Source organism: Mariprofundus sp. EBB-1, from assembly GCF_003665155.1.
Classification (GTDB): Bacteria; Pseudomonadota; Zetaproteobacteria; order Mariprofundales; family Mariprofundaceae; genus Mariprofundus.
In genome coordinates this window covers 33,612-59,291 of record NZ_RCFQ01000017.1, presented here as the reverse complement: position 1 = coordinate 59,291, position 25,680 = coordinate 33,612, and the positions used below count along the sequence as shown (strand labels likewise).

The following is a 25,680-nucleotide window of genomic DNA, read 5'->3' as shown; positions in this document are numbered from 1 at the left end:
AAAAAAATCACTTTTTTAACCTTCTGACATTGGTCTCTGGGAAGCGAGAATGTTATATTTCAAAAATGATTGATTCCTTCTTTATGGCTTCTACACCACACATCCATTTTGGTGTAGGAAAACGACATATCCTGCCCGGTATTTCCATGCAATATGGAAAAAAAATATTACTGGTAACCGGTGCTTCATCCTTTGATTCTTCTGAATATTGCCAGGAGATACTATTTTCTTTGCAAGCTGATTGTGATGTTCGTCGTATCAAGGTGGAAAACGAACCATCGCCAGCACTCGTCGATGCTGCAGTCAGCAATCACCATGCTTTTTCACCGGCTTGTGTGATTGCAATTGGTGGCGGTAGCACTGTTGATGCAGCTAAGGCAATTGCAGGTCTGTTGCCCAGTGGCGATTCAGTGATGGAATACCTGGAAGGAGTAGGGCGTGGAAAAACATATACCGGCCCTTCTACACCTTTTATTGCACTGCCTACGACGGCTGGTACCGGTGGTGAAACAAGTAAGAATGCCGTGCTATCTGAGGTAGCCGAAGATGGTTATAAAAAGTCATTTCGTCATGAAGATCTGGTCCCGAAACATATTATTCTTGATCCTGAATTAACGCTTAATTGCCCGGCTGCTGTAACTGCTGCCTGCGGCATGGATGCGTTCACACAATTACTGGAATCGTTTGTATCAAGAAATGCGAATCCGATGACCGATGCACTTGCCCTGAGTGGATTGCAGCACATTCGTAAAGGTTTGCTCAATGCGGTACAGCATGGCGAAAATATAGAAGCGCGTGCATCAATGCTCTATGCATCTTCCATATCAGGTGTAACGTTGGCCAACGCAGGACTTGGTTCCGTGCATGGTCTTGCATCGCCATTGGGAGCCTATTTTCCCATACCGCATGGCGTGGTTTGCGGTAGTCTATTATATGAAGCTACACGAACGAATATCAACGCCATGATGCAGCGTGAGCAGGATAACACAGCATTGAAAAAATATGCCCAGATAGGGCGCCTAATGACATCGCAAGTTGGATTAGATGATCAAACTGCACTTCAGGCTTTGTTGGATCTGCTCAAGTCCTGGAGTGACACATTGAAGATGCCAAGGCTTTCACCGTATGGTGTTACAGCATCAGATATACCTAAAATTATAGCCAATATCAGTGGTGGAAGTATGGCAGGTAATCCGATCACATTGACACCAAAAGAGATTGAAAAACTAATTCAGTCGCGATTGTAGTTCTGCTTATTACTGATTTCCCTGTTGGAGCTTTCTGACCGTGAACCTTATTTAGAAGAGGAGTCTATCGAACCTTCTTTTAATTCAGGCCATGCATCACGAATGTATTCATAACCGGACCAGAGGGTAAGCACAGCCGCCAACCATAATAACACCAGACCCGTTTCATGCATGGAGAATCCCATCACATCAACGTGTAGTAGTAACAGTACAATCGCTAACATCTGAATGGCTGTTTTCCACTTAGCCATTTGCGATACATGTACAATCACAGAGGCTCTCTGAGCAAGCCATTCACGCAGAGCTCCAATCGTAATTTCACGACCAATGATGATCACTGCTAGAATAGCAGGAGCCATATCTGCAGAGACCAGCATCACCAGGGCTGTTGCAACCAATAATTTATCAGCAACGGGATCAAGAAACTTACCGAAGGCCGTTTCTTCACCACGCGTGCGAGCAAGATAACCATCTAACCAATCCGTAAACGCAGCCAATGAGAAGACAATCGCTGATACCCAGTAAGCCAATGGCGTTGCCAGATAAAACACGGCGATTAACACAGGGATAAGCACAACGCGCCCCAAGGTTAACTGATTAGAAATTGTCCACTTCATGTGCTTAAGTATCACTGCTGACTGACGCAGGTAAAGCAGCAATCATTACTTCCTTCAAATATTTCACTAATGTGTCAATTCCTGATCCGGTTTTGTAATAGGTGTTACAGTAGATATTTCTCCAAACACCGCCTCATAACGCGAAACATTTTCAAGCAGTGCAGCAGCAATGCGTTTTGCATGAGCGGGCGTGACCACAACACGCGCGTTCACAACAGCGGCAGGGGGGCTGGTAAGAATAAAATCAAGAATGAATTCCTCAGGTGTATGGCTGGAAATGAAATGATTGGCGTACGTGCCACGCTGTACATCTTCAGGCACCTGAACTTGTAACTCCTGTAGTGTATCACTGTTGTTTCCGTCTTTGCTTGCCATGATGTCATCCCTTATATATAGCGTGTAACTATTTGTTTATATTTAGTAATAAATTGTTTTAGATGTATTTTATTGCATGCTAGCTTTAACTTCTTCATACAATGTTTCCATTGTATCCAGGTCCATATTCGCTAATGAATCACCACGAGAATCGGCCAGTTTTTCCATACCTCTGAATCGAGACGCAAACTTACGGTTGGTTTGCATCAAGCATAACTCGGCGTCGAGATCGAGTTTGCGTGCAAGATTGGCCAACGTAAACAACACATCACCGAACTCATCTTCAATACGCCGGATGTCATTCTGATTCACAACTTCATGTTCGAGTTCATCGAGCTCTTCACGCATTTTCGTCATTACATCTTTCGCTTCAGACCAGTCAAACCCAACACGTGCTGCACGTTGCTGTTGTTTTTGAGCGTATTTCAGCGCAGGCAGAGGAGGGATTTCATCCATCAGGCTTTTACGATCTGCATGTTCGGCTTCCTTAAGGCTATCCCATTGATCCGTCAGATCATCAGGTTTTGCATCTTCAAAGACATGTGGATGCCTATAAATCATTTTATCGATTAAAGTATCGATAACATCGGCAAAGTCGAACTTCTCAGCTTCTTCTGCAATGCGAGCATAAAACAGCACCTGAATTAATAGATCTCCCAATTCAGACTTAAGCGGTTGCCAATTGTCATCAGAGTCGGCCAGTTCAATCGCTTCAATCACTTCGTGTACTTCTTCAAGTGTGTAACGTCGCAGGGAGAGCAGGGTTTGCTCTTTATCCCATGGACACTCCTTACGTAAAACCTCCATAAGGGCATATAGTTTTTCGTAATAATTATCCTTACCTTTAATTCTATCTGGCACCTGATAACTCCATACTTTACATAATATCCATTATGCGACGTTATATATTATTGTGCTGAGGCGATTAAGCTCTCATGTGAATATCGCCCTACAATGCATTATTACACTGATCACCCGCTTAAACGAAAATAAATGAGCAGAGAGCATTCTACATCACCTCTATTCTGAAACTAAATGAAGGAATCCAATCTTATGTAACCATCACCATAATACTACGATGAATTAAACAGAACATTATAATCAGATAACTACTCCAGTGCAGAATGTTGAATGCCGGGAATCCACATGCGCCCATGTACAACATCCAGACCGGGCTGTGTTAATTGCACAAGCCATTGATCGACATTTTCAATATGCACGGCCTGTTGTTCATATAACCATGCGATATCTGTTCTTAGTCGATCAAATGAAATTCTAAACCCATGTTCTTCGAGTTGCTGATGCAGAGCACATTCTTTGATCGCATATGAGTTGCTCTCAGCAATAGCTTTCAGAATCGCCAGACGACGCAGTTCCAACTTCTTCTGCTCAGCCTGATCCAGAACTACAGGCTGTCGATTTGGAACAGGACGGGCTTCATGCACATGCGGTTGTTGATGTGTAGTTGTCGTGTTCTGTTGTACAGCAATTTTTCGTTCCAGTTTCTCTTTTTTCTTAATCAATCCAGGATCAATATTTTGAGCTAGCAGTGCTTTGGCTTCCTCGCGTTTCAGGCGCGCTTCATCGAGACTTACCGATGGATAAACCCCGAACGCCAGCGTCTTCTGTTTGCCATCAAATCGATAAGCAAGCTTCCAATATCGACCAGATGATTTCACTAAAAGATAGAGACCGCCACCATCACTGACCTTAAATTGATTCCTGCCAAAAGGTACTTTGGTTTCACTAATTTCAGATTCAGAAAGCGCCATCAGAAAGCCTCATTGTTGGTTCTTTTAATAATTGTATTTATCTAAAAAGAACCAACAAATCAGTGTTAAAATGATAGTTGGTTCATTTGTTGGTTTATATTGTAATGAATAAGTTTGATATGGCAAGGAATATGCACTCTATGTCTTTTATAGAAATAAATGCAACGCCTCAAAGTTGGTTCTTTATTGACCGGCATTGATGTTGGTTTCTTTTGTGATAATCCAACAAGAACCAACAGATAAAAAAGAACCAACAAATCACCGTGTTGGTTCTTTTGTTAGAGCACACTGCGGTTGTATTATTTTGTTGAACAACCAACAAACGGTTCAATGCAATCCTTTATTCATAGCGCGCTCAAAAATGACCTTATATAACAAACGTCACAGCGATATTGGTGCCCTTCTGGTGTCTTGGTCTGCGAATCATGATGCAAGAGCTCTCAGGTCAATATATGGCTTCAAATGCTGGATTTATCATTTATTACAAGCGTGTTAGATTATTTATTACGAATATTTCTTTATAAATCAATTTAACATGCTGATATATAAGCGTTTTAATGATTCATAGCGCATGTTGTACCCAGACGCATTATTATCAGGCTGCTGCATGTATATTTTTAGTAAAACCGTTAAAATTTCTTCAAGCTAATCAGCTTGAGTTGCTGCTTCGGGATAGTTTCGCTCAACAGTTTCGTTATATATAAAACTGTCATGCCAGCGAAATATGTGCGTGAACGTTCATTACTTCTGGGAAGTGTTTTCTGGATAAAACCTGACCACATCATCTGATGATATTTAAGATCATAAATTAATAACGCAGCGCCCATCTCGCAGCTGGTGATCAGACATAGATCAACACGTATAAGCTCAAAGTAACGCTGCAAGCGATCCTCTTCTGAATGAGCCTCTTTAGTTTTTGTTTCACTCTGTTCCTGATTAATTTTATCCTGTTCATTATTGCAGAGCATCAGATACCTGCTATTCGGAAATGCCGCTTGCTGCTCTGTTACATCCGATGGTGTGCATCGATCATCAACGTATTAGGGCAGCTGAACAGTTAGTACGCCCCCTACTTCTCTTTCACCAATCCAGCGCAGACACATCTTTTTTCTCTTTGATGATGACTTTTTTTGCTCCGCATACCGAACAGTGGAATCTACTCACATTCGCTACAAGTTCGTCGACAGATGTGAGTGGCGTTCTATGCAACACCTTCTCAACGTGTTGGCAGAAGTCACAACTCTCACAGTATAAATAGTAATCAGGTGTATCTGTTGCCATCTATATCTCCATCACGCTTTTACTTTGATAACTTTTACGATCTGTTCGACAAGGCCATCTTCTGCTTCGATCTGTTGTTCAAGGACCCACAGGGGCATATCACAGGGCCAGAGAGGCAGTAGTTTCACCGCATCCTTGGCGGTGGTCACCATGGAGCGATGTGTTTGCAACAGCTGTTGAACATCTTGCCGTGTATAAGCGTGATGATCGGCAAAACGATCATATTGTGCAATATCAAAACCAAGCCGTTGAAGATCGGCGATCACACGTTTAGGCCGCGCAATCCCAGTAATCAGATGAATGGGTTTAGATGCTTCCAGCAGCACATCATCCTGAGCATTCCAGTCCCGAACCAGTCCCGCCGAGGCGGACCAGTGCCACTCTTGCTGGTTTGATAAAGAGATAGCCTCAGCCAGGCCACTCCTTACAATAATATCTGCCCGAGCTAATGCACTTACGGGCTCTCTTAATGGGCCAGCCGGTAACAGACAACCATTACCAACCCCTTCCGCCGGCACCAGTACGATATCACACACACGCGTTAACTGCCGATACTGAAATCCATCATCGAGGATAAGTATATCCCCATGGTCAGCCGCCAGGGCGGCCCCTGCAATGCGATCGCGCCCGGCAATGACCGGACAATCTGTTAAACGATATAAAAGAACAGCCTCATCGCCCACTTCATGGGCTTTGGAGTATTGTGAAATAAGATGTGGTGTTTGGTTGTTGGCACCATCACCGCGCGACAAGAGTACAGGACGGAAACCCTCTCTTTTTAACGCAGTCGCCAACCATGCCACAAAAGGCGTTTTGCCACTGCCACCGACGGTAATATTGCCCACGGATATCATCGGGATAGATGGTGCAACCGCCCTTTTCAGGCGCTGCTGCTGATCAAACCTTGATAGGCCTGCATAGATAAAAGATACAGCACGAAGCAACAGATTCGGGGCGCGCCTGGTATTCCACCACATGTATTCAATGCGCTGATGCAGCATCATCCTCTACCTCAACCTCAGAAAAACTGGCTGTAGAGCACCAGTGCAAGAAACAGGAATGTACCCGTTAGCATCGAATAGATCACCCGTTTACGTTGTTTGGGCAGACTTAAGCCCATCATTGTACCGCTGAGTATCGTTAACATCATCACCACCACCATCGCGATGACAGAATAGTTGAATGAATCCTTTCCATTGCCTTTGTGCAGACTCATGAATCGCCCATACCAGCTTGGTGTATAGACTTTAATCACTGCAACATGCTGATCACGCGTGGAGGGGCGAATTTTGAGCCATCTATTTTCACCGTCCCAAAAGAGATAATAGATATCCAAATCGGAATCCCATTTTAACTTGGCCCTGCCCAACGGCGCACTGATCTCGCGTTTTGCCAGTGCGTCTTTGGCAATCTGCTTTAGTTTATCTGCATTCTGCTGCATGGGTTGATCGAGAGTAATACGAAAGCTATCAGTCGAAGTCTCCGGTTTGATATCGGAGATATAAAGCACACCGGTAATAAAAAACATCACCGTCATTGGAAAAATAACCGAGGCCATCATGATGTGCATTTTTATCAATGTGTATCGTTTAATCATGACCCCTTCTCCAGTGCGTTCATTGCATAACTATCAGCCTATAAGCTGATCATAGCCAGCTCATTATTCCAGTGACACCATACGATTATCTTTGTGAGGAAAATCTTACCGTTTGTTGCGGTGGCGTGATATTTTTGCCGCATATGATGCATCGACTGCCCCAGAAACCGTTGATACACAACAAATCTTATTTTGGCATCTGATATGCTTTATGTTTATTACAATGTTCGTTGCACTGGCATTGTGACTTGTATGTCTGGGCCGATGAATACTGATCGGGAATTTATAGACTCTGGTTGTGCGATTCCCTGCACTGGGAAACCAAATACCAAGGTTGCGATGCCCACCTTTTTGTAAGGGTTCAGTTCATATAGGTCACAACGCCAGTGCAATGCACAAACAACTCCCCAAGGCCTGCCAGCCCCCTCCTCTTTTTCTGGCAGGCCTTTTTGTTTCTCTGTAGCTATTATTTCCCAGAGCCTTATGCGTCGTTTTTTCAGACGTTTAAAAGTAAACAGTGGTGAATACTGGATTCATATCCTCATCAACCCTTAAGTCAGCGTTTTTATTATAAATCAGTCACTTATAAGTGATCTTATCCACCAGGAGCGTGTTGATGTCACAAAAAGTAAAAAGTATTTCATTATTGAATCATAATATTGGCAATATATATCCATAACATACTGTTTTAAAAAGCATATATTATTTATGCATAAATTTTATGCAAACAACCTGTTGTATGTCATAAAGCCTTAAAAAAGCCCCTTTTACGAACTCTATCCACACAGTTATACACAGGTTATGTGCACAACTGAAAAAGCCTTTGTATTATAAGGCATTTGCCCAAAACAGGGCTCTGGAAATCGTGTTTGTCCTCTACATTCCGACACTTTTCCATTCCGGTGTTTTCGCATGTAGCAGTCGATCATTTTCCAATTAATCGGGGAAAGTTTGGAATTTGTTACGATTACCTATCACCTTAGTTCACTTACTAAAGGGGCCACCACCAGAATAATTAAAAGTGCGAACAGGCTTCACTTCTTTCTCGATTGTTGTTGAATACTGTATATTTGTAACGATGCTTTGCAGGCTCATGCTCACAATTGGGGTGTTTTTATATTGCGCATAAATAAGCGTTTCTGATTTGCCTGTATTGGATAACAAAATATCGGTTTTTGTAGGTTGCCCCCAGGATCGAATCACATCTTTTTTGCTCATGCCAACAGCAAGTTGTTTAAACCTGATCAATTTACTTACTTCGGCGGCCGTCAATGTGCCATGCCCTGCTTTTGAAGCATCATGCGCAGAGTAATCATGCATTTTTCGATGGCTGACTTCTTCCCCTGCATTACAAGGTTCATTTTGCCAAACGACTGAATCGAATGCTCCAGGCCCTTTGCATTTATAAATGCTTCCAGCGTATGAAAGTGCAGGGCCCATCAGCAGCAACACCATGCTCCATGACAGCCCTTTCAGAAATTGTATGGTCATCTCATCTCTCCCAACCCTTACCCAATGCTGTATGAGTATAGCAGAAAAATGCGTACTTAATTTTACTTATCAGAGAAATATTAGGTTTTAATTTCAGACTTTTGATTTTTCAAGTTTGTGTAACATTAAAGTCAGAGACTGGATCACTGCCCTGCTCTGGATTTCATGGCGAGCACCTTGTAATTGCAGACAGCGACTCGTTGTACTCTGGCCATCTTGTGCAACGGCTACCCAAACGGTGCCAACCGGCTTTTCTGCGCATCCACCACCGGGGCCTGCGATGCCACTGGTGGCGATGCAGATATGTAATTGATCTGAATCACCGGCATCCACCCCGCCATTGGCCATGGCTATCACAACATCCTGACTGACTGCACCGAACTCTTCGATCAATTCGGGATCAACATCAAGCTCATCCTGCTTAGCCTGGTTGCTATAGGTGACCCAGCTGCGATCCACCACCTCGGATGAACCGGGTACGCGGCATAAGCGTGATACAATGCCACCTGCTGTGCAGGACTCCACAGTGCGAATCGATATTCCTTTTTCTTTCAGGGTGTTTATAACCTGTTCTTCAATCATCAAACCGGCGTTATTCAGGCATGGAATCTGTGCCGGTTTATCCAAACTGGCGCTCATACCGGGCTCTAGTTTAATCGGCAGCGCATCGCTGGCAGCAATATATAACGGCAATAACGGCTCTCCATTATTCAACGCCGCCAGCCAGCTATTGCGTTGATAGGCGATCTCACCGATGGGCAATAACAGTGTTTGATGATGATCATGTTGAAAATGAAGTGCGTGACGTGTTGGATTATCCAGAGTGATCGGCGTGCCCGGAACTTCCTCAATAAAAGGTTCAGCGACAGTATTCAGCTCTGCTTCTGTAGCAAAAAATATCTGAATGTCAGCCTTACTGTTTTTCCATGCACCCGACTCAAGCAAACCAATACTGACATCCGTTGCACCCGCAAATTGTAGCCATGCGCTAAGCCAGCCGGTGGATATACCTGCACTCATCAGGTTTTGCAGGCCGGCATCGCTGATGATCAAGCTAGCCTGAATAGAAGGTTTCAAGGCGGACATTATTAGCTAAGCAGCTGAAACAAGACGGTAACGGCAATGGCCCCCATCACACCTGCAACCAGATCATCGGCAATGATAGACCACCACGGAGCCCCCAGTTTTTCAGCCAGCGAAACAGGCCATGGTTTGAATATATCAAACAGGCGAAATGCGATAAAAGCAAATACCAACGTCTGAACACTATGACCAAGTTCAGGCACAAGCATGGCAAGGCATAGCCATTGACCAGCCCATTCATCAATGACAATCCAGCCGGGATCTTTATCTCCGCTCAGGGTCGGTATTACCTTATAACATACCCAGCAACCAATAATGGTAACAATCAGCGTAGCAACGAGCAGCGTGTCTGTGCCTGCATACTCAATAATCAACCAAGCTGGCAACAGGGATGCAATTGAACCCCAGGTGCCCGGTGCTGAGGGTAACCAGCCGCTGCCAAAACCTGCTGCGATCCAATGATTGATTGTACGCTGATCAGCTGAAGTGGTCATAACCTTTACTCCCGATATCTACTTTCTTGCCATTCAACAACAGAGCTACGCCCGGCTTTTGTCTGCAATGGCCGATCTTCAGTGCCAGTTCATCCGGGAACGCCATATGCGCCGGCGCTGTAAAGAGCAGTGCATAATCTTCACCACCCTGCATAACGTTGTTCAGTGCTGCCGATTCACCCAGTTGATCAGAGAGATAGGCCCAGTCCGGTACCTTGTTGATCTCAAGTTCCATGCCAATCTTTGATGCATGGCAAATGTGTTCTGCATCCTGCAACAAACCATCACTAACATCGATGCAGCAGGCGATACCGCGCTCTCGCAAGGCGATACCAGCTTGCAGTTGCGGCGTGAGTGTTTCGAAATGCTGAATGAATAGACCATCGTACTCTTTATCAAACCACTGCTTTAGCCCGGCAGCATGAAAGCCCAGTTTACCGCATAACCAGACGACATCACCCGTTTTTGCTCCATCCCGGCGCATGGCGCTACCTGCTGGCAGTTCACCTGCAACCGTAACCGATACCGCATTGGTGGCACTTTTGCTCGTGTCTCCACCAGCTAATTCAACATCGTAACGTCTTAGAGCAGCAGTAGCGCCCTGCCCCAATAACTCAACCGCAGTGCTATCAACCGCCATCACATTCAACCAGACGCAGACAGGTTCTGCACCCATGGCAGCCAAATCGGACAGGGCTGAACAGACAGCCCGATCAGCCGCCTTATCGAGTGAGAAATCATCAGGCCAGTGTACGTTCTGTACCGAAGAATCTGTACTGACCACCAGCTCACAAGCTGCTGTCGGTTTGTGAATGGAGCCATCATCACCAATACCAAATGATGTGAATCCTTTTGCACTACCACCAGCACCTTTAAACAGGCGGTTGATGAGTTTAAATTCGCCTTCCGCCATCAGAAGCACTGGCTGACAGATTTATTTTGTTGCACTAGGCGGCACACTTTGTGACGCAGGCATGGAAGAAACCATCATGATCCATGCTTGGAAGCAATCGCGTTTGGTCAGTGATGGTGAGGGTATGCTTCAAGCCATCAAATACTTCTTCATTCTCCTGCGTATGAATCGAACAGACAGCATAGATCATGCTGTTATCGACTTTTAGCACCCTGAGTGATTCGTTCATCATCGCACCCTGAATCTGAGAGAGTCTGTTCACCGCTTCCTGATTTTGAAGGTATTTGGCATCGGGATGACGACGCAAGATACCCGATGCAGAGCAGGCCGCATCCAGGAAGATGGCATCAACACTATTGTCTTCAAAGCTAAGCTCCATCGCATCACCTTGCAGAATCTCAACATGTTCACAGTGCAGGCGTTTCAAATTCTCCTGCAATCTGGGGATACGTTTTTCACTCAGTTCCACTGCCACGATGCGGGCCTTGGGAAAACGATGCGCTAACAGGGCTGTTTTACCACCGGGTGCGGCACAGACATCAAGCAGTAGACCATCAAAGTCATCCGGTAGTTTCAGCGCCATCACTGCCGCCTGTGCAGCCTGGTCCATGACAGTGAATGCACCAGCATCAAAGCCGGGTAGAGCCGTGACATCAGTGCCAGACGGCAATAACACGGCAAATGGCGACAGAGCTCCTGCTTCTACATCAATACCGGATGCTTGAACCTCAGCCATCCAGGTATCCCGACCTACGAACAGGGCTAAAGAGAGTTTTGGTGGTGTTTTTAGAGCGGCACCGAGTGATTGTACCTCTTCAGCGCCAAAGGCATCTCTCCACTGGGCATAGATCCACTTGGGTAGTTCGGCACGCTGATTGGGTTTGAGTTTTTTAGGTACCTGGTTCACGCTCACCTTGCGCAACACCGCATTTACAAACGGGGCGGCTTTAGGGCTGAGCTGCTTGATTGCCGAAACTGTTTCAGAGACAGCGGCATGTACGGGTACACGCATATGCCGCAATTGATAGGTGCCGACTGCGAGTGCGGCATAGGTAAAATCGTCGGGCTTGGTTTTAATAAAGCGGGAAAAATCGGCTTCCAGAGAAAAACTGCGGCGCAATACACCGTAAACACATTCATGCAGTAATTTGCGATCGCGTAGCTCCAGATGCGCTGCGGCACGTTGCATCACAACATCAGCCTTCTGCTCATTATGCAGGACCTGCTTTAAACATTCGATTGCTGCTTTGCGTACCTGCATGGTTGGGTCCCGGTGAAAGAGTATGATAAATCAGAAGATTGGTAATGCGGTAAAGCCTTCACCACTTCTCTTATAAAGAAGTGAATTATGGTGGCCTACAACACTAGAGCAAGTATCAATGCGCTTGGTTAAGGGTAATCACCTCTTCATAGAGCAGATAATCGTTTTTAGCAGTCTGTTCATTGGCCTTGCGAATATGTGCTCCAGCTACAGCAGTCAGATCATCTGATAGCAGGCTCTCATAAATCCCTTTGTAAAAATTATCGGGAATCACCCGTACCCTATAGCGCACACTGCGGGCGTCTGTTGGTAAGGGATTGAGTAAGAACTGGCGTGTTTCACCCGGCATGATGCGGGTATCACGCAACTCTTTCCAACCATCACCCTGGTAAGCAACCTCTCTAATGATCTCCCACTGCTGATGTTGAATGATGCTACCTTTACCGTTCAAGGCTTCTGCTTCAACAATCACTTTGGGTGTGACATACGTTGGAAATGCGTGCCCTATCCATGTGGATGCAATGCTGAAATAGACACTGTTCTTTTGCTGAGTGAGTGAAAAAGTGAGCCCCTTTTTGACCATTTTTGGATCGTGGATACCTCTGAATTCATGGGCTCTATCCGGCATGTGACAGACTTGACATGTTACTCCTTTATCGGGAAAAGAGCTGTTTTTCCATTCTGTTAAGGTGTTTTCTAAAGGTTTTCCATTAATTGCCATATAGTCAGGAAACTGATGGCATGATGCACAAAACTGCGACTGTTCAAAGTCCTTGGTAGCTGTGAACCCGCCATGGGCCGGAGTATCTTGTTTACCTACTGCTCCACTCACTCTGGGTGGTGGCCCGAAACGATCGCCATTACGTACATGACAAACGGCACAACTCACGCCGGTGTGTCTCAGAGGGAGCCGTTTAGCATCTGGATCATTCACATCATAATCGGCATCAGCATCAAATCCTTCGGCATGTTTCAGACGCAAGAGAATCGAATCATCCATGTCTGTTGAATCTGTATAAAGTTGCTCTTTCAAGGGTGCATGGCACACCAGACAATCATTGGCATAGGCAAGCCCCTGGCCCGGAAACTGCCCCACTAGACCTGGTGAGTAGGCGTGCGCATGCAGACTCTTTTTCCAGACATTAAATTGAGCGGCATGGCATTGTGCGCATGCCTCCGGACGCAGATCTTTTTCAAGTTCAGACCAGTTGTGAGAAGATGGAACTTTTGCCGATGGTTGATCCCAGTAGCCAAGTGGCAGACCTGGATCGATGGCTGCAGCCATCAGCATCAATCCGCCAATGATAGAGATCACTGCCAACACGGACTGCTTCAAACTCAAGGGTTTCGTCACTATGACTCCATACTCATTTTATAACTGACTAGTCCAGCTGCGCACCGTATCTTAGTCAGCTTAAACATATTCTTGGCAACAAATACTCCAAATGCATATATAGAGCGTGGTCTATTTCGAGGGTACGGATGTTTGTTTACCTCGGCTTGATTTGAAGCACTGAGTTATCTTTGGCTCTTTTTTTGTGGCGCAAAAAGCAGGATCCGTTTGGACAAGCTTTAGATCGCCCGTAGGGTAAGGTGAGGCTCATCCAATTCAGCCATTGCGCCAAATGCTGATTCAAACAATCCGTGTCCCTCACCCTTCGAGCAATTAAAGCTAATTCAATCAAAAGACCGCTATCACGGTAGCGTCGCTACTTAGCTCCTATTACTTTGCGCGTTGTTCTTTCATGAACTGCATACGATAGGCGCGATAATATGCCGCCATCGCAGTGAGTTCTTTTGAATTTTTTCCAAACTGTTTTCCTTTCATTGGATTAAGCATGCAGTAGTTGATCATCTGATCCAGTGTCACTACATCACCTACCATCTTGACATAATGTGGGAAATTCTGATTACGATCTAAATTCAACAGTTCATGATCTGCATGACATGAGAGACATGCCAATCCTGATGTACCTAAACTTTCATCTTTCCACATTTTGGCACCGAGGGACGCAGCTTCCTGATAGTTTTTGAATGCAGGTTTGCGAATCGGTGTCTTTTGATTAGCAGCATCCTCATCCATCGAGCAAGGGTTCTTCATGGAACAAGGATTGGGTTTCATGCTGCAAGGATTGGAGTGTTTTTTCATGGCGCATGGATTGCATGGGTTCATATGTTTTTTCATGCTGCATGGGTTACACGGATTCATATGTTTTTTCATGCTGCATGGGTTACACGGATTCATATGTTTTTTCATGGCGCATGGGTTACACGGGTTCATATGTTTTTTCATACTGCATGGGTTACATGGGTTCATATGCTTTTGCATCCCGCATGGATTGCATGGGTTCGCATGTGACCCAGCCAGGGCCGGGGTGCTAAACAAACCTATGCTGATAAGCATGGCGTAAATTAATCTTAATATATTATTCATCGATATCTCCTCCATCATAAATGCCGGTACTCCGGTCATGATGTGGAAGTCGGCATTGCCTCCCGCTTCTTACAACAGATGTTAGAAATATCTCCTGCTATTTAGGAGATGGGTTCTATTCGCTTGCGTGTATATAGATTATCCCGCAAGTTGCATGCTCCCCAACAATAACCATAATAATATTATAGTTTGGTTTATTAAAATCCTATGCTATAAATTATATCCATGATGCTGCATGTAATTGATGATAGTGAACTCATTCGCGAAACCACTGACGCCATTCTTTCTGATGCAGGCTATCGCGTATGTTATTTTGAATCAGGTAATCAATACATGCAATATCTGAATTCCGCCAGTTTTGAGTCTCCTATCGCTGTTATTAGCGACATCTCAATGCCCGGTATCAGTGGTTATGATTTGGCATTGGCGATACGTAAAGTCTTACCGTTCCAAATTATCTTTTTTATCTCAGGAAATGCTTATTGCGAACACAACAAAACAGCAGTTCAAGAGACCTGCATGGTTTTAAATAAGCCTATTCATCCAGAAGCCTTACTAGAAAAGGTCAGAGATGTCATTCTACCATGCCACAAACACCTTTCTGAAAAGGCAAACAACCCACGCTCAACATGCGTGAATGCCGGGTTATATGATTGTCCGTTTTGTTCACGTAACTTGCTTACATAACAATCACCTTATCAATGATTGTCCGTTTTCTAAGCGTTGAAAAACACCGTGTGACGTAAATGACCCCCAAGACTCTGCACGTTTTGCACGCAGAGTCTTGGGGGGCAACGATTGAGATAAAGAATTAATGCCCTTTAGAACAAGGATTACACGGATTCATTTTATGTTGCATATCGCATGGGTTGGCATGCTTTTTCATGGCACATGGATTACATGGGTTCATCTTATGTTGCATGGCGCACGGGTTACATGGATTCATCGTTTTTTTCATTGAGCATGGGTTGCACGGGTTCATATCATGATGGCCTGCAAATGCAGGTGCAGCAGACAGACCCAAGGCAAGCAGCAGTGCGATAGCTAATGTTGTCATTGATTTCATATTCATATCCTCTCTTGAATTACTGATGCTTAGACGAGAGTAGACTGTAATCCTTACAGTTCAATAACAGTATTTTGATAAAATAGGCTTAGCCACCCTTTCTCTTTTCTTTCTGTTTGCTGCGAATGGCTAATGATTTTTTTGCCGGCTTCGTATCAACATCATCATGCCATGTCACGCGGATATTTATGCGGTTGCGTCCTTCTTCCTGAGCAGCAGCAAGCTTGAAATGCAGCAACCCTTTTGGAATCATGATAATCTCATCACTGTCATCGCTGAAACTTAATTCACCACTTTCCAGGCCATCGGTAACCGCTTGCATAAGGCTTCGCAGAGATTTTGTATCTTCCAACGATTCATGATGAAAAACTTTCTTACTTTGTTGCATGAAAATCTCCTGCGTCCGCCAAGATGGATTCGGGATGAAACACTTTAATATCGCGATAGTCTGTACTGATTCCTAGAATATAACCGGAGGGTTGAACAAGGGTAACGCCAGCACCTGCACCGCGTAGCCCTTCTTTTCGTCGGGAGTGACGATCCAATGTCACATCACATTCAAAATGAAGCAGTTTTTTTCGCAGAGCAATACGTTGACCTCGATGTAAATTACGGTGTCCATGCACGATGGCATGTATACCCGCATCACGCACTTGTTTGGCACCAATTCCGGACAATGGCATATCTATCGTACGGTATTTGGTACGGATAGTGTTCGCTACAGGTCCGTAATAAAATTCAAAGGGACTCCCCTGAATCTGTTGCTTGAACTGCTGATTCAAAAAGCCGGTATTATTATCACGTAACATCACTGCAATTCGGTCATCGATACCTGCGTGTACGAACAGGAATGAACCCTTGCGATATGCAAGTCGCATACGCTTGAAAAACCAGTAGAATTCCCCTTCTTGTGATAAAAACAACTGCTGCCATTTAACTGCTGCTGCATAGGCTTCACGCAGACTCAGTCCGGCCTGTTCACACAACATCTCGAAGCGCTCAGCCTTATGTTTAATTTTAGCCATCTCCCTGCTGATAGATTCTGGAGGCATCACCCATGAGGCCATCTCTGGAAACTGCTGCCACCAGGCCTCAGTCGGAAACAAACGTTTGATACAGGTTTCTTCATCAGGCATCGCTTTCAGCGCATTGTTGTCAGACAGATACTCATCCCGAATTTCAAGCAGAAAAGGAATCGCTTTGGCTCCCATTCGGATAAAAAAATGACCGTTATGTGGATCTTCTGTCTGGCCTACACTGCGCATACCGAATAAAACACGAATATCATGATTACCTGCTAGGAGTCGCACACGTGCTCCTGTTTTGATAAACATGTGCAATACACGCAACAGACGAAGATTACTCGGACCTTTATCAAAGAAATCACCGCCAAAGATAAAGAGCATGGATCGTCCCTGTTCTGTAAGTTTAAAGTGATAATCATCCTTACCTGTTTTCTTTATACCGCCACTGGCAACCAGAGATGCTAACAGTGCATCACCATCAGCATGTAGATCGGAGATAAAAACGGTCGAACGATGTGGCCACTGCCAATCATGCGATTGCAGTAGTGATTTTACCGTACTTCGGCTTTTCAAACCGCTGGTCTTGCGTTGCCTAAGTCCGTGTTTACTACAATCAAGCCAGTCACGCGTGGTCTCAGGCAAGGCTATAGGTAAAGAATCATCCAGCCATTTGAGGCCATGGTAATCGGGTAGAGAACATTGCTTTTTCTTGTTTGTCATCATTAGTCCGTATAATTTGAATGCTGCGAACGTATTTTCCATTCGCCTGCGCGGTGTTGCCACCCTGTATCTTCATTCAGTGTAAAATAGATTGGTTCAGCGTGAAACATGCTAAGTTTTTTAATATCATCAAAACCCAACATGGATTGATCACAAGCAGCGTGCCGAAATGCTGCCCCGTGACCTATAAATAACTGCATTAAGGATGCATTTTCAGGCAGTGTAGACATTACCTGATTGATGTAGGCCGACACGCGTTCGCCTGCCTGCATCAATGACTCTGAACCCGGATATGGTAGCCGATAATAACTATCAGATTTCCACCCGGAAGGTGGTCTTTCATAACGAGGATCATCCTGCACGACCTGTTCGATTTCGGAGATAGAAAGATTGGCCAGACTACCAACTGATCGCTCACACAACTGCTCTGTTTCGACCAGTGAATAGCTTTCATTCGGAATAATAGTTGCCAGTTTCCGACGAATAATTTCTGCGGTGCTCCAGGCACGCAGCAGAATTGAGCTGTGTAGTGTAGGAGCGATGGTTAAATCATGCTGCTGACTGAATCGAATGAGTTTCGCGATACAGTTTTCCACCTGTTCTTCCCCTTCATTTGTAAGAGGAAAAGGTTGATAGGCTCCCGGTGTGGCGGCTTGATGATGATAATCCCCATGCCGAATAAAGACCGCATAATTGGTACTCATATATCTACCTTATTAAACCGGATATCTTATTTTAGGCCCATCATCGACCCTTACTGTTTCGGAAGCTGATTTTGTGACTGTATTGTATGATGGTGAGATTTCACATAACTGCTGTAGACAAAATTGTTGTACGCATTCAAAATCAACACGACCGCTCACTTCATAGACATGAACCCCTGCAAGCATGCAAATATAGGCATCTCGATTCAGATGCGTATGATCACGATAGAAACTACCATCGGCATATTGATAAAATGGCCCTGAAGATTTCATAATGGCATCGAGCAGTTCGCTTCGTTCTGCCAGATTCACCTCGGTAACCTGTGTTTGAACCTGACTATCGTGTGACCAATTCAGAATCAGAAAGTGTGCCAGTTCAGGCTCAGCGGAAAAACGTGATTCACCATATACCGCGGCAATATCGACATCATACTTTTCTTCCAGATTCCACAATGCTTGCTGTGGTATGTCTTGTAACTCGGCAATGCGCTCTTGGGGTAAGATCTCTTTCAATTGCGGGTTATGCAGCAGCGTACCTGGATTCACACGCGGAAGTTTAGGGATGCCACGCGCACACATGCCCTCTTCATCTGCACGAATAAATAGGCGATCATTCGTGACATAATCAAAACGCGGATCAGACATCAAATGCAGCATCGTGGTCGATTTTCCACCACCGGAAAAACCGGCAATAGCGATAGCTCTATTATTTTCAGCCAATGCTGCTGCATGACAGATTAAGTAACCACGTTGCTGTAATAGGTTTATATATTGGTTATTAATGAAATTAATCACTTGATTGCTATTCGTAATACATGGGCCTGCTGCAATCCGATGCTGCAAACTTTGCAAAAAAGTCATGCCGGTTCGCACCTTATAAATGCAACGTCCGTCATCCAGGTCGAGATATGCATCTTTCTTTCCACGTTTACCTGCTTCACGTGACCAGTCATGCAACGGCAAGTCAAGATTGATGACTGGAGATTCTATCGCTACTACTTCTATCGCAATACCATCATTCACAGATGAAGTACTCTTAATAGGAGACACGATATGTTGGAAATAATGACGCAATATATTCAGCAACTGCATTGAATTGCTTCGAATTAGAATCTGCATTTCTGGTAGCGCCAGCTCTAGTGTCTCTTCACACAGGCTAACATCTGCAAGCATCGTGCTGCGCAGCTCTTCCTTAGTTATTCCGTGACTCATTTTAACCACCTTTCAATGTTTTTACTGCATAGTCAACATAGAGCGTTGCAACATCAATACCGATTCCCTCTTTTGCACCTCGAAAACCTCCAAAAGCTGACACTTCAAAGACTATGGGCCCCGTTTCTGATTCAGCCACATCGACAGTAGTGAAGTCCATATTAAATGGTTTCTGAGCCGCATAGGCCAGATCAATCAACTCCTGTGAAGGCTTATATGCAGCATATTTTCCACCACTGAGGATGGTGGTATTCCAAGTATCCGACTGCGATACCCGCGCATATGTACCCAGATATTCACCACCTAAAAAGACCATACCAAGATCTCGGCCCGGCAGAACTATTTTTTTCTGGATATACATCATCGGGTGCTGCTGCTGAAAGCTGGAAATCTGCTGGCGTTGCACTGTCTCTGAATCAGCGGCATCAATTACCATCATGCCGCGCGCCTTGGTTGAATAAAGTGGTTTGAATACTGCGCTACCAAAGCGGTTTACCATTTCAAGCGCTTTTTCACTATGTTCCGTAATGCAGGTCGGAGGCATCGGGATTGCATGATTATGGAGGGTAACGGTGCAGCTTAATCGGTCAATCAGGCGTAAGATATTCAATGCAGGGCTGAACACGCGTACACCTGCAGCTTCTGCTACACGTAACAACTCCAGTCGATCAAGTGAATTGGGACTATATTCCGAACCTATTTTTTTAACCAATAATCCATCAAAATCGCACAGATTAAGACCTCCGTACCGTAAAGCATTATCGGCCAGATCAAGCCACACATCCTGTATATCAATCACAGGGCATGGTGCCCCGGTGCGCATCATTACCGCTTGGGCAAGCACTTCACTGGACCATTTCCCCGGCAAACCGATGACTCCAATTTTAAGGTTAGTCACTGAATATCTCCTTGATTGGCAATCGGTAACGCTGGGGTTTCTTCATGTCACATTGCGTTACCTGTAACAACAGATAGTGCGCACGCAAAAACATACGCTGTGCCATGGATTCGTCCAGAATAAAACGTGTTGAGGTAGCAAATGAGCGCGCCAGGCCAAGAGCCAGGCGAACCTCAAATGTATGGTCATTGTTCTTTTTTGCATACTTTCGTGCAATAGCATAAAAATCACACACCTGTTTACGAATACGGCGGCGAATAGAGCTATCGAACACCTGCAATCGATAATTTGAGACCATAAATACCGACACATCCTGTACATAATCCATATAGGTTGAGCGATGCAGGTCGATAAAACGAATGCTTTTGCTTTCCGGGTCATACAGGATGTTATCAACATTGAAATCGCCATGGATCAGAACGCTGTTCGGAAGAGACAGCTTTTTCTCAATTTTTTCAGCAGCTACAAGCAACGACTCAAATGTAGATAGCGTCGATGCACAAATCCGTGCATTGCCCTGCCGAAATGATGGGTGCACGGCATAAACATCAGCCAGACGTTTGCGTGTCTGGCGAATAAAACCGGCAGAGACAGGAATATTGGTTCGGCTAGTTTTCCAAACCGAGGTCACTGTTTTACCAAGCGCTTGAATCGCCTGAGTCATCATACGCATCGGTTCATGCAGTACAATTTGCTCCAGCGTCATCCCGTTCAAGTGCTCAATCAATAAGGATGCTCCATCACTGCGTTTGTTGTAAGCCAGTACTTGCGGTGCCAAACCTGGATACACTGCATGCCAGGTTTCCACTCCATGCAGTTCTTCTTTAAGTTTGCGTTTCTCTCCACTTTTATAGATCACCCGAGGCTGATCACTGTCTATCTCTTGAATTGATGAGATACCACTGCCAGAGCGTGTTTCTGCAAGCTGCTGAATATCTATATTGTCCATCATATTTTCGCCCTTCCAGGCGGTGATAGTCTCCTGCATTGCGTGATAACGCTGCATATCCATAGGTTGACCAATATTGTTGGAAATAATCGATTCGCTGATGCGCAACAGTGCATCACCCATCTGGCCAAGGCTATGCGCAACAAACAGACCGGTAACCAGATCTTCTGTATATTTTTTCTGCTTCAACTGAGCTGTAAACGCTTTCAATAACTTTTGAGAGATTCGGTTCAGTTTGTACTCACCGTGACCGATTTTAAGAGCAAGTCGTGTATCACTTCCCATCAAGGCATCTTCAATCAGCACCATACTTTTACAGACCTGTCGCAGTGCCGGCTGATAAGCTTTCAAATCAAGCCGGTGATTATGCCGTAAATCACCAAGTTGCTGTATGCAATCACGAGATAGAATCGTGATATTTGTAAGCTCTGTTGCAATAATACCGACAGTGCGAATGGTCACGCCTTCACCAATCTGGCTATCACTCAGCATTTCTATGCAGCTGTTTTGAATGCGCAGGTTAAGATTATATGCATAACCTCGGCGTTCCATAACACGCTGAATCAGGCTTGCATCTTCCTCTTCGGTATATTGTTGCAATAGCTGTATCTGGGAACCGGATTCCACCAATAAGAAAAGGAGATTATTACGCAGCGTTTTCGCTAAACGCATGAGAAAATCAACCTCACTCTCTTCTTTGTTTATATGAAACTTTCATAGTTGAAAACATACAGGCTAACATACAGAATACCATAGAAATTGCAGGGTTTGAGACCTTAGACTATCAGCAAGAAGCCCCTGAACAGCAACCGCCCGGCTTCTTCGCTTCAATGTAAGCCGATACAACATACGCTTCCACGCCCCGACCGGGTGCCCAGTCACGAATAAATTCGCGCGAACTGTCTTTTGGAATAATACTAATTTGCTCAAAACCGGCATCGGCCATCATGATCTCCAGCACATCAATCATGGATGCACCAGCCATACAGCCTGCATGCAATATCGGATCATTTTTCATCTCATCCGGCATCTCCGCTGTTGCCACCACATCGGAGATGGCCAGGCGTCCACCCGGTTTCAACACACGAAATGCGTCAGCAAATACCAGTTCCTTATGCGGTGAAAGATTAATCACACAGTTAGAAATAATGATGTCGGCAGTGTTATCTGCAATCGGCAGGTATTCAATCTCCGCAAGGCGAAACTCTACATTGCTGAATTTTCCTTTTTCGGCGTTGTTACGCGCTTTGGATAACATGGTGGGGGTCATGTCGATGCCAATCACATGACCGCTTTCACCAACTTCACGGGCCGCCAGAAATGCATCAAAACCACCACCGCTACCAAGATCAATAACCACTTCACCCGGACGCAGTGAAGCAATTGCCCGCGGATTACCACAGCCAAGGCCCATATCGGCACCATCCGGTACATTAGCCAGGTCATCTTCAGAGTAACCCAAGCGTGTGGAGATCAGTGTATTGATCGCCGCATCATCAGAGACGCCGCAGCAACTGGATTCCACACCGCAACAATCACCATCATTACTGGCATCTGCCACTTCCGCATAAGATTTACGCACGTGCTGACGCACATTATCAGCTTTTACACTCATTGTTTTCTCCGTAGTTAAATGGTTTTCAATATTTTTATTATGTCAGATGGTTCCATACGTTTGGTATAATCCACATCTACAAAAGCACTCATCACCTTGCCATCAGGTGCAATAATATAGGTCGCAGGCATAGGTAGTTCAAAATGATCATTGCCGTGACTGGCTGGCAAATCGATGCCAAAACTCTCATAAATAGGCCTCAAGCTTTCAGGTAAGGTGAATACCAAACCATATTGCTTGGCAGTTTCATTGTTCTGATCACTCAACAGCGGAAACGTAAGGTTTCCTTTATCCCGCGTTTGCGCAGCAAATTCCGGCAGTTCGGGAGCTATGGCGATCAATTGAGCGCCCGCAGCTTCAATGTCAGGCAGCGCTTTCTGCAAGGCCTGCATCTCCAAATTACAGTATGGACACCAGCTGCCTCGATAGAATGTGATAACAACCACACCACGCTTTAGCGCTTCAGACAATTTTACTTTCTCCCCATTCAGTTCAGGGAGATCAAAATCAGGAGCATGTTGTTGTCCAGCTTGTAAAGCCCGTTCGGTTAAGCCTGAAGATTGTAGTATCTGCACCGCATCATTCATGGTCCTTACAATATTATCGGGAACCTGGGCTACGAATCCGCGGTTAAACGCTTCAAGTTCATCATGTAGTGCCATCACTCCTCCAATGCTCCGCCGCAACTGGAACCCTGGCCGGCAGTACAGCCATAACAGTGATCCATCACAACAATTGAAGATCCGGAGATCTCCTGTTCAATCAGTTCAGAAAGGTGCGTAGCTAAACCACCCTCTCTGTGTATGGGAAGATTCAGCATTTGATTAAAATCACAATCATAAACATAACCTCTCCAGTCCACGCTTATTAAGCTTTTACACATCAGTCCATCGAGGTTTTTTTCGCTATAAACTTCTTTAAGTAGCTGCATATAAGATGCGAATTTTCCTTGTGAAATAAGTGTACTACCAAAACGTTTTATGGGCATATTGGTGATGGTAAAGAGTTGATTAAAAACAATGCCAAAACGCAAGTGCAGTTCGCGTTTATAAGCAATTTCCAGTTCACTCTGTGAAGGCGGCAGGTTTGCCCCCTGTGGATTATAGACCAGTGTTAATGTTAAACCTGAACCCTCGATACCATACCCAAGTGCATTCAAACGCTGAATGGCTCTAATGCTGCTATCAAACACCCCTTTACCACGCTGAGCATCAACATTATCACTCAAATAACAGGGCAGCGACGCAACGACTTCGACCTTGTATTTCGCAAGAAACTCAGCTGTATCACTATAGTTTTCTTCTTCCAGAATGGTCAGATTACAGCGATCAATGATACGCACGCCCATAGCACTAGCCTGCTCTACGAGGTAAACAAAATGCGGATTCATCTCCGGTGCGCCACCGGTCAAATCAAGTGTTTTGATATCTTGCACACGCAAGTAGTCAAGCACGGTTTGCACCGTTTTTTTATCCATAATTTCGGTGCGACGAGGACCTGCATCCACATGGCAATGTAAACAGGTTTGATTACATAAATAGCCTAAATTAACTTGCAGCGTATTGAGCTTTCCACGAGTGATGGCAGGGAAGTCAGTCTTCTCCAATAATGGCAGTGTTGCATGCATATATACAATATCCTCTGTTAAATTAAATTTGAATCAAAGTGAAGTGTATGCTGAGTCGACTCAAACGCATTTACATTACAGGAAATATCATCACATGATAAAAAACCGTTGGATCAGGAACGATAAGCGATATCACCGGCGATAAAGGCTTTCTTCAATTTCCATTTAGAGATATTTGCACCTGTTCGGTCTGCACGGGTTAAATTAGCACGTTTCAGGTTTGCACCACGAAAATCTGCATCACGAACGTTGGAGAATGAGAGGTTGGCTTCGTTCAATATTGCACCACGAAAATCTGTACCTTCAAGGTTACAACCCTGCATATTGGCATCAGAGAGCTTGGCATTTCTTAAATCCAGACCGGACAAGTCCAGACCTCTTAAGTCCACACCTGTCAATGACCAACCACTGCTGATGCGTGCGCGCAATAGATCCAGGTCAATGCGAATGCCATGCTGATTGGTATTAATTAATACCGCCCCATCAAGACTTACACCTTGAATATTGGCATTTGATAAATTAGCTCCGGAGAAATTACAATTCGAAAGATTGGCTCCTGACAGATCAGCTCCGGATAGATCCTGATTTGAAAAATCCAAGCCGGACAAATCTGCACCAGCTAAGCTATTCCCAGCCTGTATTGCAGCAATTACCTCTGAAACTGTCATATCCCCTCCCATGAAAGATTGTGATGTTAAAAAGCCTGTGTCAAAGCGCAAGCAATAATTACAAATCAGCACCCGATAACTATACTAATCAACCATTGCATACGTTAATGCTTGTCATCAAGCAGTGTTGGATTGATCTGCCATAGGATTGACCAACCAGTTTCTCTGCATTCAAGACATACAACGCCACCATTGCAAAAGTGAACCGCTTCACGCTGTGGATCACCACAGATAAGCAATCCGGCCAAACGCTGCATATATGGAAGATGACCAACCAGCATAACATCATCATTCATACTGGCCAGATGAGCAGACCAGGTAGATGGATCATCATTGGGGCCAAGCTCAAGCGCTTGTTCACAACGGATGCCGCCCCAGACTTGAGAAAATAGATTGGCACTCTGTTCTGCTCTTAAGACACCACTATGCACAATACGAACCGGTTTTGGTTTCTCAAACAGGCTTAAAAATTCAGCAGTACGTGTCACATCGTTATGCCCCTGAACAGACAACGGGCGTTTTGGATCTTCTTGTTTCTCTTTAGCTAAACCATGTTGAACCAGATATAACCGCATGAGTATCCTCCAACAGATGACCTAATCAACAGATTACGTCAGCATACGGCCACCCT

The 25,680-nt window shown here is 44.9% G+C and carries 29 protein-coding genes; 2 read left to right on the top strand and 27 right to left on the bottom strand.

Going from position 1 to position 25,680, the window contains the following annotated elements; translation table 11 throughout:
* Positions 1 to 65 precede the first annotated feature (65 nt).
* The gene (locus D8Y20_RS08460) at positions 66 to 1,247 is read left to right on the top strand and encodes an iron-containing alcohol dehydrogenase (RefSeq protein ID WP_121542686.1); all 1,182 of its coding nucleotides are present in this window, start codon (positions 66 to 68) and stop codon (positions 1,245 to 1,247) included.
* A 47-nt stretch (positions 1,248 to 1,294) separates the two neighbouring features.
* On the opposite strand, the gene pgsA is transcribed toward D8Y20_RS08460, so the two are convergent.
* The 15 genes from pgsA to D8Y20_RS13725 all read right to left on the bottom strand — a co-directional run bounded on the left by pgsA (position 1,295) and on the right by D8Y20_RS13725 (position 14,253).
* Entirely contained in the window at positions 1,295 to 1,864 is a 570-nt protein-coding gene (gene pgsA / locus D8Y20_RS08455; RefSeq protein ID WP_121542684.1) for a CDP-diacylglycerol--glycerol-3-phosphate 3-phosphatidyltransferase, read from the bottom strand.
* 66 nt (positions 1,865 to 1,930) lie between these two features.
* Positions 1,931 to 2,239, bottom strand: coding sequence for a DUF3467 domain-containing protein (locus tag D8Y20_RS08450; RefSeq protein WP_121542682.1), 309 nt, complete (start codon positions 2,237 to 2,239; stop codon positions 1,931 to 1,933).
* 69 nt (positions 2,240 to 2,308) lie between these two features.
* The gene (mazG, locus tag D8Y20_RS08445; protein ID WP_121542680.1) at positions 2,309 to 3,100 is read right to left on the bottom strand and encodes a nucleoside triphosphate pyrophosphohydrolase; all 792 of its coding nucleotides are present in this window, start codon (positions 3,098 to 3,100) and stop codon (positions 2,309 to 2,311) included.
* A gap of 248 nt (positions 3,101 to 3,348) precedes the next feature.
* Positions 3,349 to 4,011 (bottom strand): Arm DNA-binding domain-containing protein, encoded by a 663-nt coding sequence (locus D8Y20_RS08440; RefSeq protein WP_121542678.1) that lies wholly within the window; start codon positions 4,009 to 4,011, stop codon positions 3,349 to 3,351.
* A 629-nt stretch (positions 4,012 to 4,640) separates the two neighbouring features.
* Positions 4,641 to 4,979 (bottom strand): hypothetical protein, encoded by a 339-nt coding sequence (locus tag D8Y20_RS08435; RefSeq protein ID WP_121542676.1) that lies wholly within the window; start codon positions 4,977 to 4,979, stop codon positions 4,641 to 4,643.
* 112 nt (positions 4,980 to 5,091) lie between these two features.
* Positions 5,092 to 5,292, bottom strand: coding sequence for a hypothetical protein (locus D8Y20_RS08430; protein ID WP_121542674.1), 201 nt, complete (start codon positions 5,290 to 5,292; stop codon positions 5,092 to 5,094).
* Positions 5,293 to 5,303: 11 nt separating this feature from the next.
* Positions 5,304 to 6,296, bottom strand: a complete 993-nt coding sequence (gene lpxK / locus D8Y20_RS08425; RefSeq protein ID WP_236075356.1) for a tetraacyldisaccharide 4'-kinase — start codon at positions 6,294 to 6,296, stop codon at positions 5,304 to 5,306.
* Positions 6,297 to 6,310: 14 nt separating this feature from the next.
* A complete protein-coding gene (locus D8Y20_RS08420) occupies positions 6,311 to 6,889 on the bottom strand; it encodes a hypothetical protein (protein WP_121542672.1) in 579 nt (192 codons plus the stop codon).
* A gap of 984 nt (positions 6,890 to 7,873) precedes the next feature.
* Positions 7,874 to 8,380, bottom strand: a complete 507-nt coding sequence (locus D8Y20_RS08415) for a hypothetical protein (protein WP_121542670.1) — start codon at positions 8,378 to 8,380, stop codon at positions 7,874 to 7,876.
* A gap of 93 nt (positions 8,381 to 8,473) precedes the next feature.
* A complete protein-coding gene (locus D8Y20_RS08410) occupies positions 8,474 to 9,457 on the bottom strand; it encodes a CinA family protein (RefSeq protein ID WP_236075355.1) in 984 nt (327 codons plus the stop codon).
* Between the two features lie 11 nt (positions 9,458 to 9,468).
* Positions 9,469 to 9,957 carry a phosphatidylglycerophosphatase A gene (locus D8Y20_RS08405; RefSeq protein WP_121542666.1) on the bottom strand — a complete coding sequence of 163 codons (489 nt, stop codon included), beginning with the start codon at positions 9,955 to 9,957 and terminating at the stop codon, positions 9,469 to 9,471.
* Entirely contained in the window at positions 9,941 to 10,870 is a 930-nt protein-coding gene (thiL, locus tag D8Y20_RS08400; protein ID WP_121542702.1) for a thiamine-phosphate kinase, read from the bottom strand. Before thiL ends, D8Y20_RS08405 begins: the two co-directional genes overlap by 17 nt.
* 34 nt (positions 10,871 to 10,904) lie before the next feature.
* Positions 10,905 to 12,131, bottom strand: coding sequence for a transcription antitermination factor NusB (locus tag D8Y20_RS08395; protein WP_121542664.1), 1,227 nt, complete (start codon positions 12,129 to 12,131; stop codon positions 10,905 to 10,907).
* Between the two features lie 115 nt (positions 12,132 to 12,246).
* Entirely contained in the window at positions 12,247 to 13,485 is a 1,239-nt protein-coding gene (locus tag D8Y20_RS08390) for a multiheme c-type cytochrome (protein ID WP_236075354.1), read from the bottom strand.
* Positions 13,486 to 13,854: 369 nt separating this feature from the next.
* On the bottom strand, positions 13,855 to 14,253 hold the full coding sequence (locus tag D8Y20_RS13725; protein WP_236075353.1) for a hypothetical protein: 399 nt from the start codon (positions 14,251 to 14,253) through the stop codon (positions 13,855 to 13,857).
* A 537-nt stretch (positions 14,254 to 14,790) separates the two neighbouring features.
* Here D8Y20_RS13725 and D8Y20_RS08380 point away from each other — a divergent pair.
* Positions 14,791 to 15,252, top strand: a complete 462-nt coding sequence (locus D8Y20_RS08380) for a response regulator (RefSeq protein WP_121542662.1) — start codon at positions 14,791 to 14,793, stop codon at positions 15,250 to 15,252.
* A 124-nt stretch (positions 15,253 to 15,376) separates the two neighbouring features.
* Here the strand turns inward: D8Y20_RS08380 and D8Y20_RS13530 are convergent, their stop codons facing one another.
* From D8Y20_RS13530 to sixA, 12 genes are all read right to left on the bottom strand, one after another.
* The gene (locus tag D8Y20_RS13530) at positions 15,377 to 15,631 is read right to left on the bottom strand and encodes a hypothetical protein (protein WP_147434045.1); all 255 of its coding nucleotides are present in this window, start codon (positions 15,629 to 15,631) and stop codon (positions 15,377 to 15,379) included.
* Between the two features lie 88 nt (positions 15,632 to 15,719).
* On the bottom strand, positions 15,720 to 16,019 hold the full coding sequence (locus tag D8Y20_RS08370; protein WP_121542658.1) for an amphi-Trp domain-containing protein: 300 nt from the start codon (positions 16,017 to 16,019) through the stop codon (positions 15,720 to 15,722).
* A complete protein-coding gene (locus tag D8Y20_RS08365; protein WP_161957602.1) occupies positions 16,006 to 17,376 on the bottom strand; it encodes a metallophosphoesterase in 1,371 nt (456 codons plus the stop codon). Before D8Y20_RS08365 ends, D8Y20_RS08370 begins: the two co-directional genes overlap by 14 nt.
* A gap of 2 nt (positions 17,377 to 17,378) precedes the next feature.
* A complete protein-coding gene (locus tag D8Y20_RS08360; protein WP_121542654.1) occupies positions 17,379 to 18,080 on the bottom strand; it encodes a histidine phosphatase family protein in 702 nt (233 codons plus the stop codon).
* 12 nt (positions 18,081 to 18,092) lie between these two features.
* Positions 18,093 to 19,292, bottom strand: a complete 1,200-nt coding sequence (locus D8Y20_RS08355; protein ID WP_121542652.1) for an HprK-related kinase B — start codon at positions 19,290 to 19,292, stop codon at positions 18,093 to 18,095.
* A 1-nt stretch (position 19,293) separates the two neighbouring features.
* Complete coding sequence (locus D8Y20_RS08350) at positions 19,294 to 20,190, bottom strand: GAK system ATP-grasp enzyme (protein ID WP_121542650.1); 897 nt, start codon at positions 20,188 to 20,190, stop codon at positions 19,294 to 19,296.
* On the bottom strand, positions 20,183 to 21,811 hold the full coding sequence (locus D8Y20_RS08345) for an aminoglycoside phosphotransferase family protein (RefSeq protein ID WP_121542648.1): 1,629 nt from the start codon (positions 21,809 to 21,811) through the stop codon (positions 20,183 to 20,185). The genes D8Y20_RS08350 and D8Y20_RS08345 overlap by 8 nt, the downstream gene beginning before the upstream one ends.
* 112 nt (positions 21,812 to 21,923) lie before the next feature.
* Positions 21,924 to 22,754, bottom strand: coding sequence for an arsenite methyltransferase (locus tag D8Y20_RS08340; protein ID WP_121542646.1), 831 nt, complete (start codon positions 22,752 to 22,754; stop codon positions 21,924 to 21,926).
* Positions 22,755 to 22,768: 14 nt separating this feature from the next.
* Positions 22,769 to 23,416 carry a peroxiredoxin-like family protein gene (locus D8Y20_RS08335; RefSeq protein WP_121542644.1) on the bottom strand — a complete coding sequence of 216 codons (648 nt, stop codon included), beginning with the start codon at positions 23,414 to 23,416 and terminating at the stop codon, positions 22,769 to 22,771.
* Positions 23,416 to 24,381, bottom strand: a complete 966-nt coding sequence (gene arsS, locus D8Y20_RS08330; protein ID WP_121542642.1) for an arsenosugar biosynthesis radical SAM (seleno)protein ArsS — start codon at positions 24,379 to 24,381, stop codon at positions 23,416 to 23,418. The genes D8Y20_RS08335 and arsS overlap by 1 nt, the downstream gene beginning before the upstream one ends.
* Before the next feature lie 113 nt (positions 24,382 to 24,494).
* Positions 24,495 to 25,049, bottom strand: a complete 555-nt coding sequence (locus tag D8Y20_RS08325; protein ID WP_161957601.1) for a pentapeptide repeat-containing protein — start codon at positions 25,047 to 25,049, stop codon at positions 24,495 to 24,497.
* A 104-nt stretch (positions 25,050 to 25,153) separates the two neighbouring features.
* The gene (sixA, locus tag D8Y20_RS08320) at positions 25,154 to 25,624 is read right to left on the bottom strand and encodes a phosphohistidine phosphatase SixA (RefSeq protein WP_121542638.1); all 471 of its coding nucleotides are present in this window, start codon (positions 25,622 to 25,624) and stop codon (positions 25,154 to 25,156) included.
* Between the last annotated feature and the right edge of the window lie 56 nt (positions 25,625 to 25,680).

Bases quoted from the DNA above. Each gene is read 5' to 3' on its own strand.
- lpxK (WP_236075356.1), bottom strand. From the start codon at position 6,296: ATGATGCTGCATCAGCGCATTGAATACATGTGGTGGAATACCAGGCGC.
- D8Y20_RS08380 (WP_121542662.1), top strand. From the start codon at position 14,791: ATGATGCTGCATGTAATTGATGATAGTGAACTCATTCGCGAAACCACT.
- D8Y20_RS08415 (WP_121542670.1), bottom strand. From the start codon at position 8,380: ATGACCATACAATTTCTGAAAGGGCTGTCATGGAGCATGGTGTTGCTG.
- thiL (WP_121542702.1), bottom strand. From the start codon at position 10,870: ATGGCGGAAGGCGAATTTAAACTCATCAACCGCCTGTTTAAAGGTGCT.
- D8Y20_RS08325 (WP_161957601.1), bottom strand. From the start codon at position 25,049: ATGACAGTTTCAGAGGTAATTGCTGCAATACAGGCTGGGAATAGCTTA.
- D8Y20_RS08440 (WP_121542678.1), bottom strand. From the start codon at position 4,011: ATGGCGCTTTCTGAATCTGAAATTAGTGAAACCAAAGTACCTTTTGGC.
- D8Y20_RS08430 (WP_121542674.1), bottom strand. From the start codon at position 5,292: ATGGCAACAGATACACCTGATTACTATTTATACTGTGAGAGTTGTGAC.
- D8Y20_RS08370 (WP_121542658.1), bottom strand. From the start codon at position 16,019: ATGCAACAAAGTAAGAAAGTTTTTCATCATGAATCGTTGGAAGATACA.
- D8Y20_RS13530 (WP_147434045.1), bottom strand. From the start codon at position 15,631: ATGAAATCAATGACAACATTAGCTATCGCACTGCTGCTTGCCTTGGGT.
- pgsA (WP_121542684.1), bottom strand. From the start codon at position 1,864: ATGAAGTGGACAATTTCTAATCAGTTAACCTTGGGGCGCGTTGTGCTT.
- sixA (WP_121542638.1), bottom strand. From the start codon at position 25,624: ATGCGGTTATATCTGGTTCAACATGGTTTAGCTAAAGAGAAACAAGAA.
- D8Y20_RS08335 (WP_121542644.1), bottom strand. From the start codon at position 23,416: ATGGCACTACATGATGAACTTGAAGCGTTTAACCGCGGATTCGTAGCC.
- D8Y20_RS08355 (WP_121542652.1), bottom strand. From the start codon at position 19,292: ATGAGTCACGGAATAACTAAGGAAGAGCTGCGCAGCACGATGCTTGCA.
- D8Y20_RS08450 (WP_121542682.1), bottom strand. From the start codon at position 2,239: ATGGCAAGCAAAGACGGAAACAACAGTGATACACTACAGGAGTTACAA.
- arsS (WP_121542642.1), bottom strand. From the start codon at position 24,381: ATGCATGCAACACTGCCATTATTGGAGAAGACTGACTTCCCTGCCATC.
- D8Y20_RS08420 (WP_121542672.1), bottom strand. From the start codon at position 6,889: ATGATTAAACGATACACATTGATAAAAATGCACATCATGATGGCCTCG.
- D8Y20_RS08460 (WP_121542686.1), top strand. From the start codon at position 66: ATGATTGATTCCTTCTTTATGGCTTCTACACCACACATCCATTTTGGT.
- D8Y20_RS08395 (WP_121542664.1), bottom strand. From the start codon at position 12,131: ATGCAGGTACGCAAAGCAGCAATCGAATGTTTAAAGCAGGTCCTGCAT.
- D8Y20_RS13725 (WP_236075353.1), bottom strand. From the start codon at position 14,253: ATGAAACCCAATCCTTGTTCCATGAAGAACCCTTGCTCGATGGATGAG.
- D8Y20_RS08360 (WP_121542654.1), bottom strand. From the start codon at position 18,080: ATGAGTACCAATTATGCGGTCTTTATTCGGCATGGGGATTATCATCAT.
- D8Y20_RS08405 (WP_121542666.1), bottom strand. From the start codon at position 9,957: ATGACCACTTCAGCTGATCAGCGTACAATCAATCATTGGATCGCAGCA.
- D8Y20_RS08345 (WP_121542648.1), bottom strand. From the start codon at position 21,811: ATGCGTTTAGCGAAAACGCTGCGTAATAATCTCCTTTTCTTATTGGTG.
- D8Y20_RS08365 (WP_161957602.1), bottom strand. From the start codon at position 17,376: ATGACAAACAAGAAAAAGCAATGTTCTCTACCCGATTACCATGGCCTC.
- D8Y20_RS08435 (WP_121542676.1), bottom strand. From the start codon at position 4,979: ATGCTCTGCAATAATGAACAGGATAAAATTAATCAGGAACAGAGTGAA.
- D8Y20_RS08340 (WP_121542646.1), bottom strand. From the start codon at position 22,754: ATGAGTGTAAAAGCTGATAATGTGCGTCAGCACGTGCGTAAATCTTAT.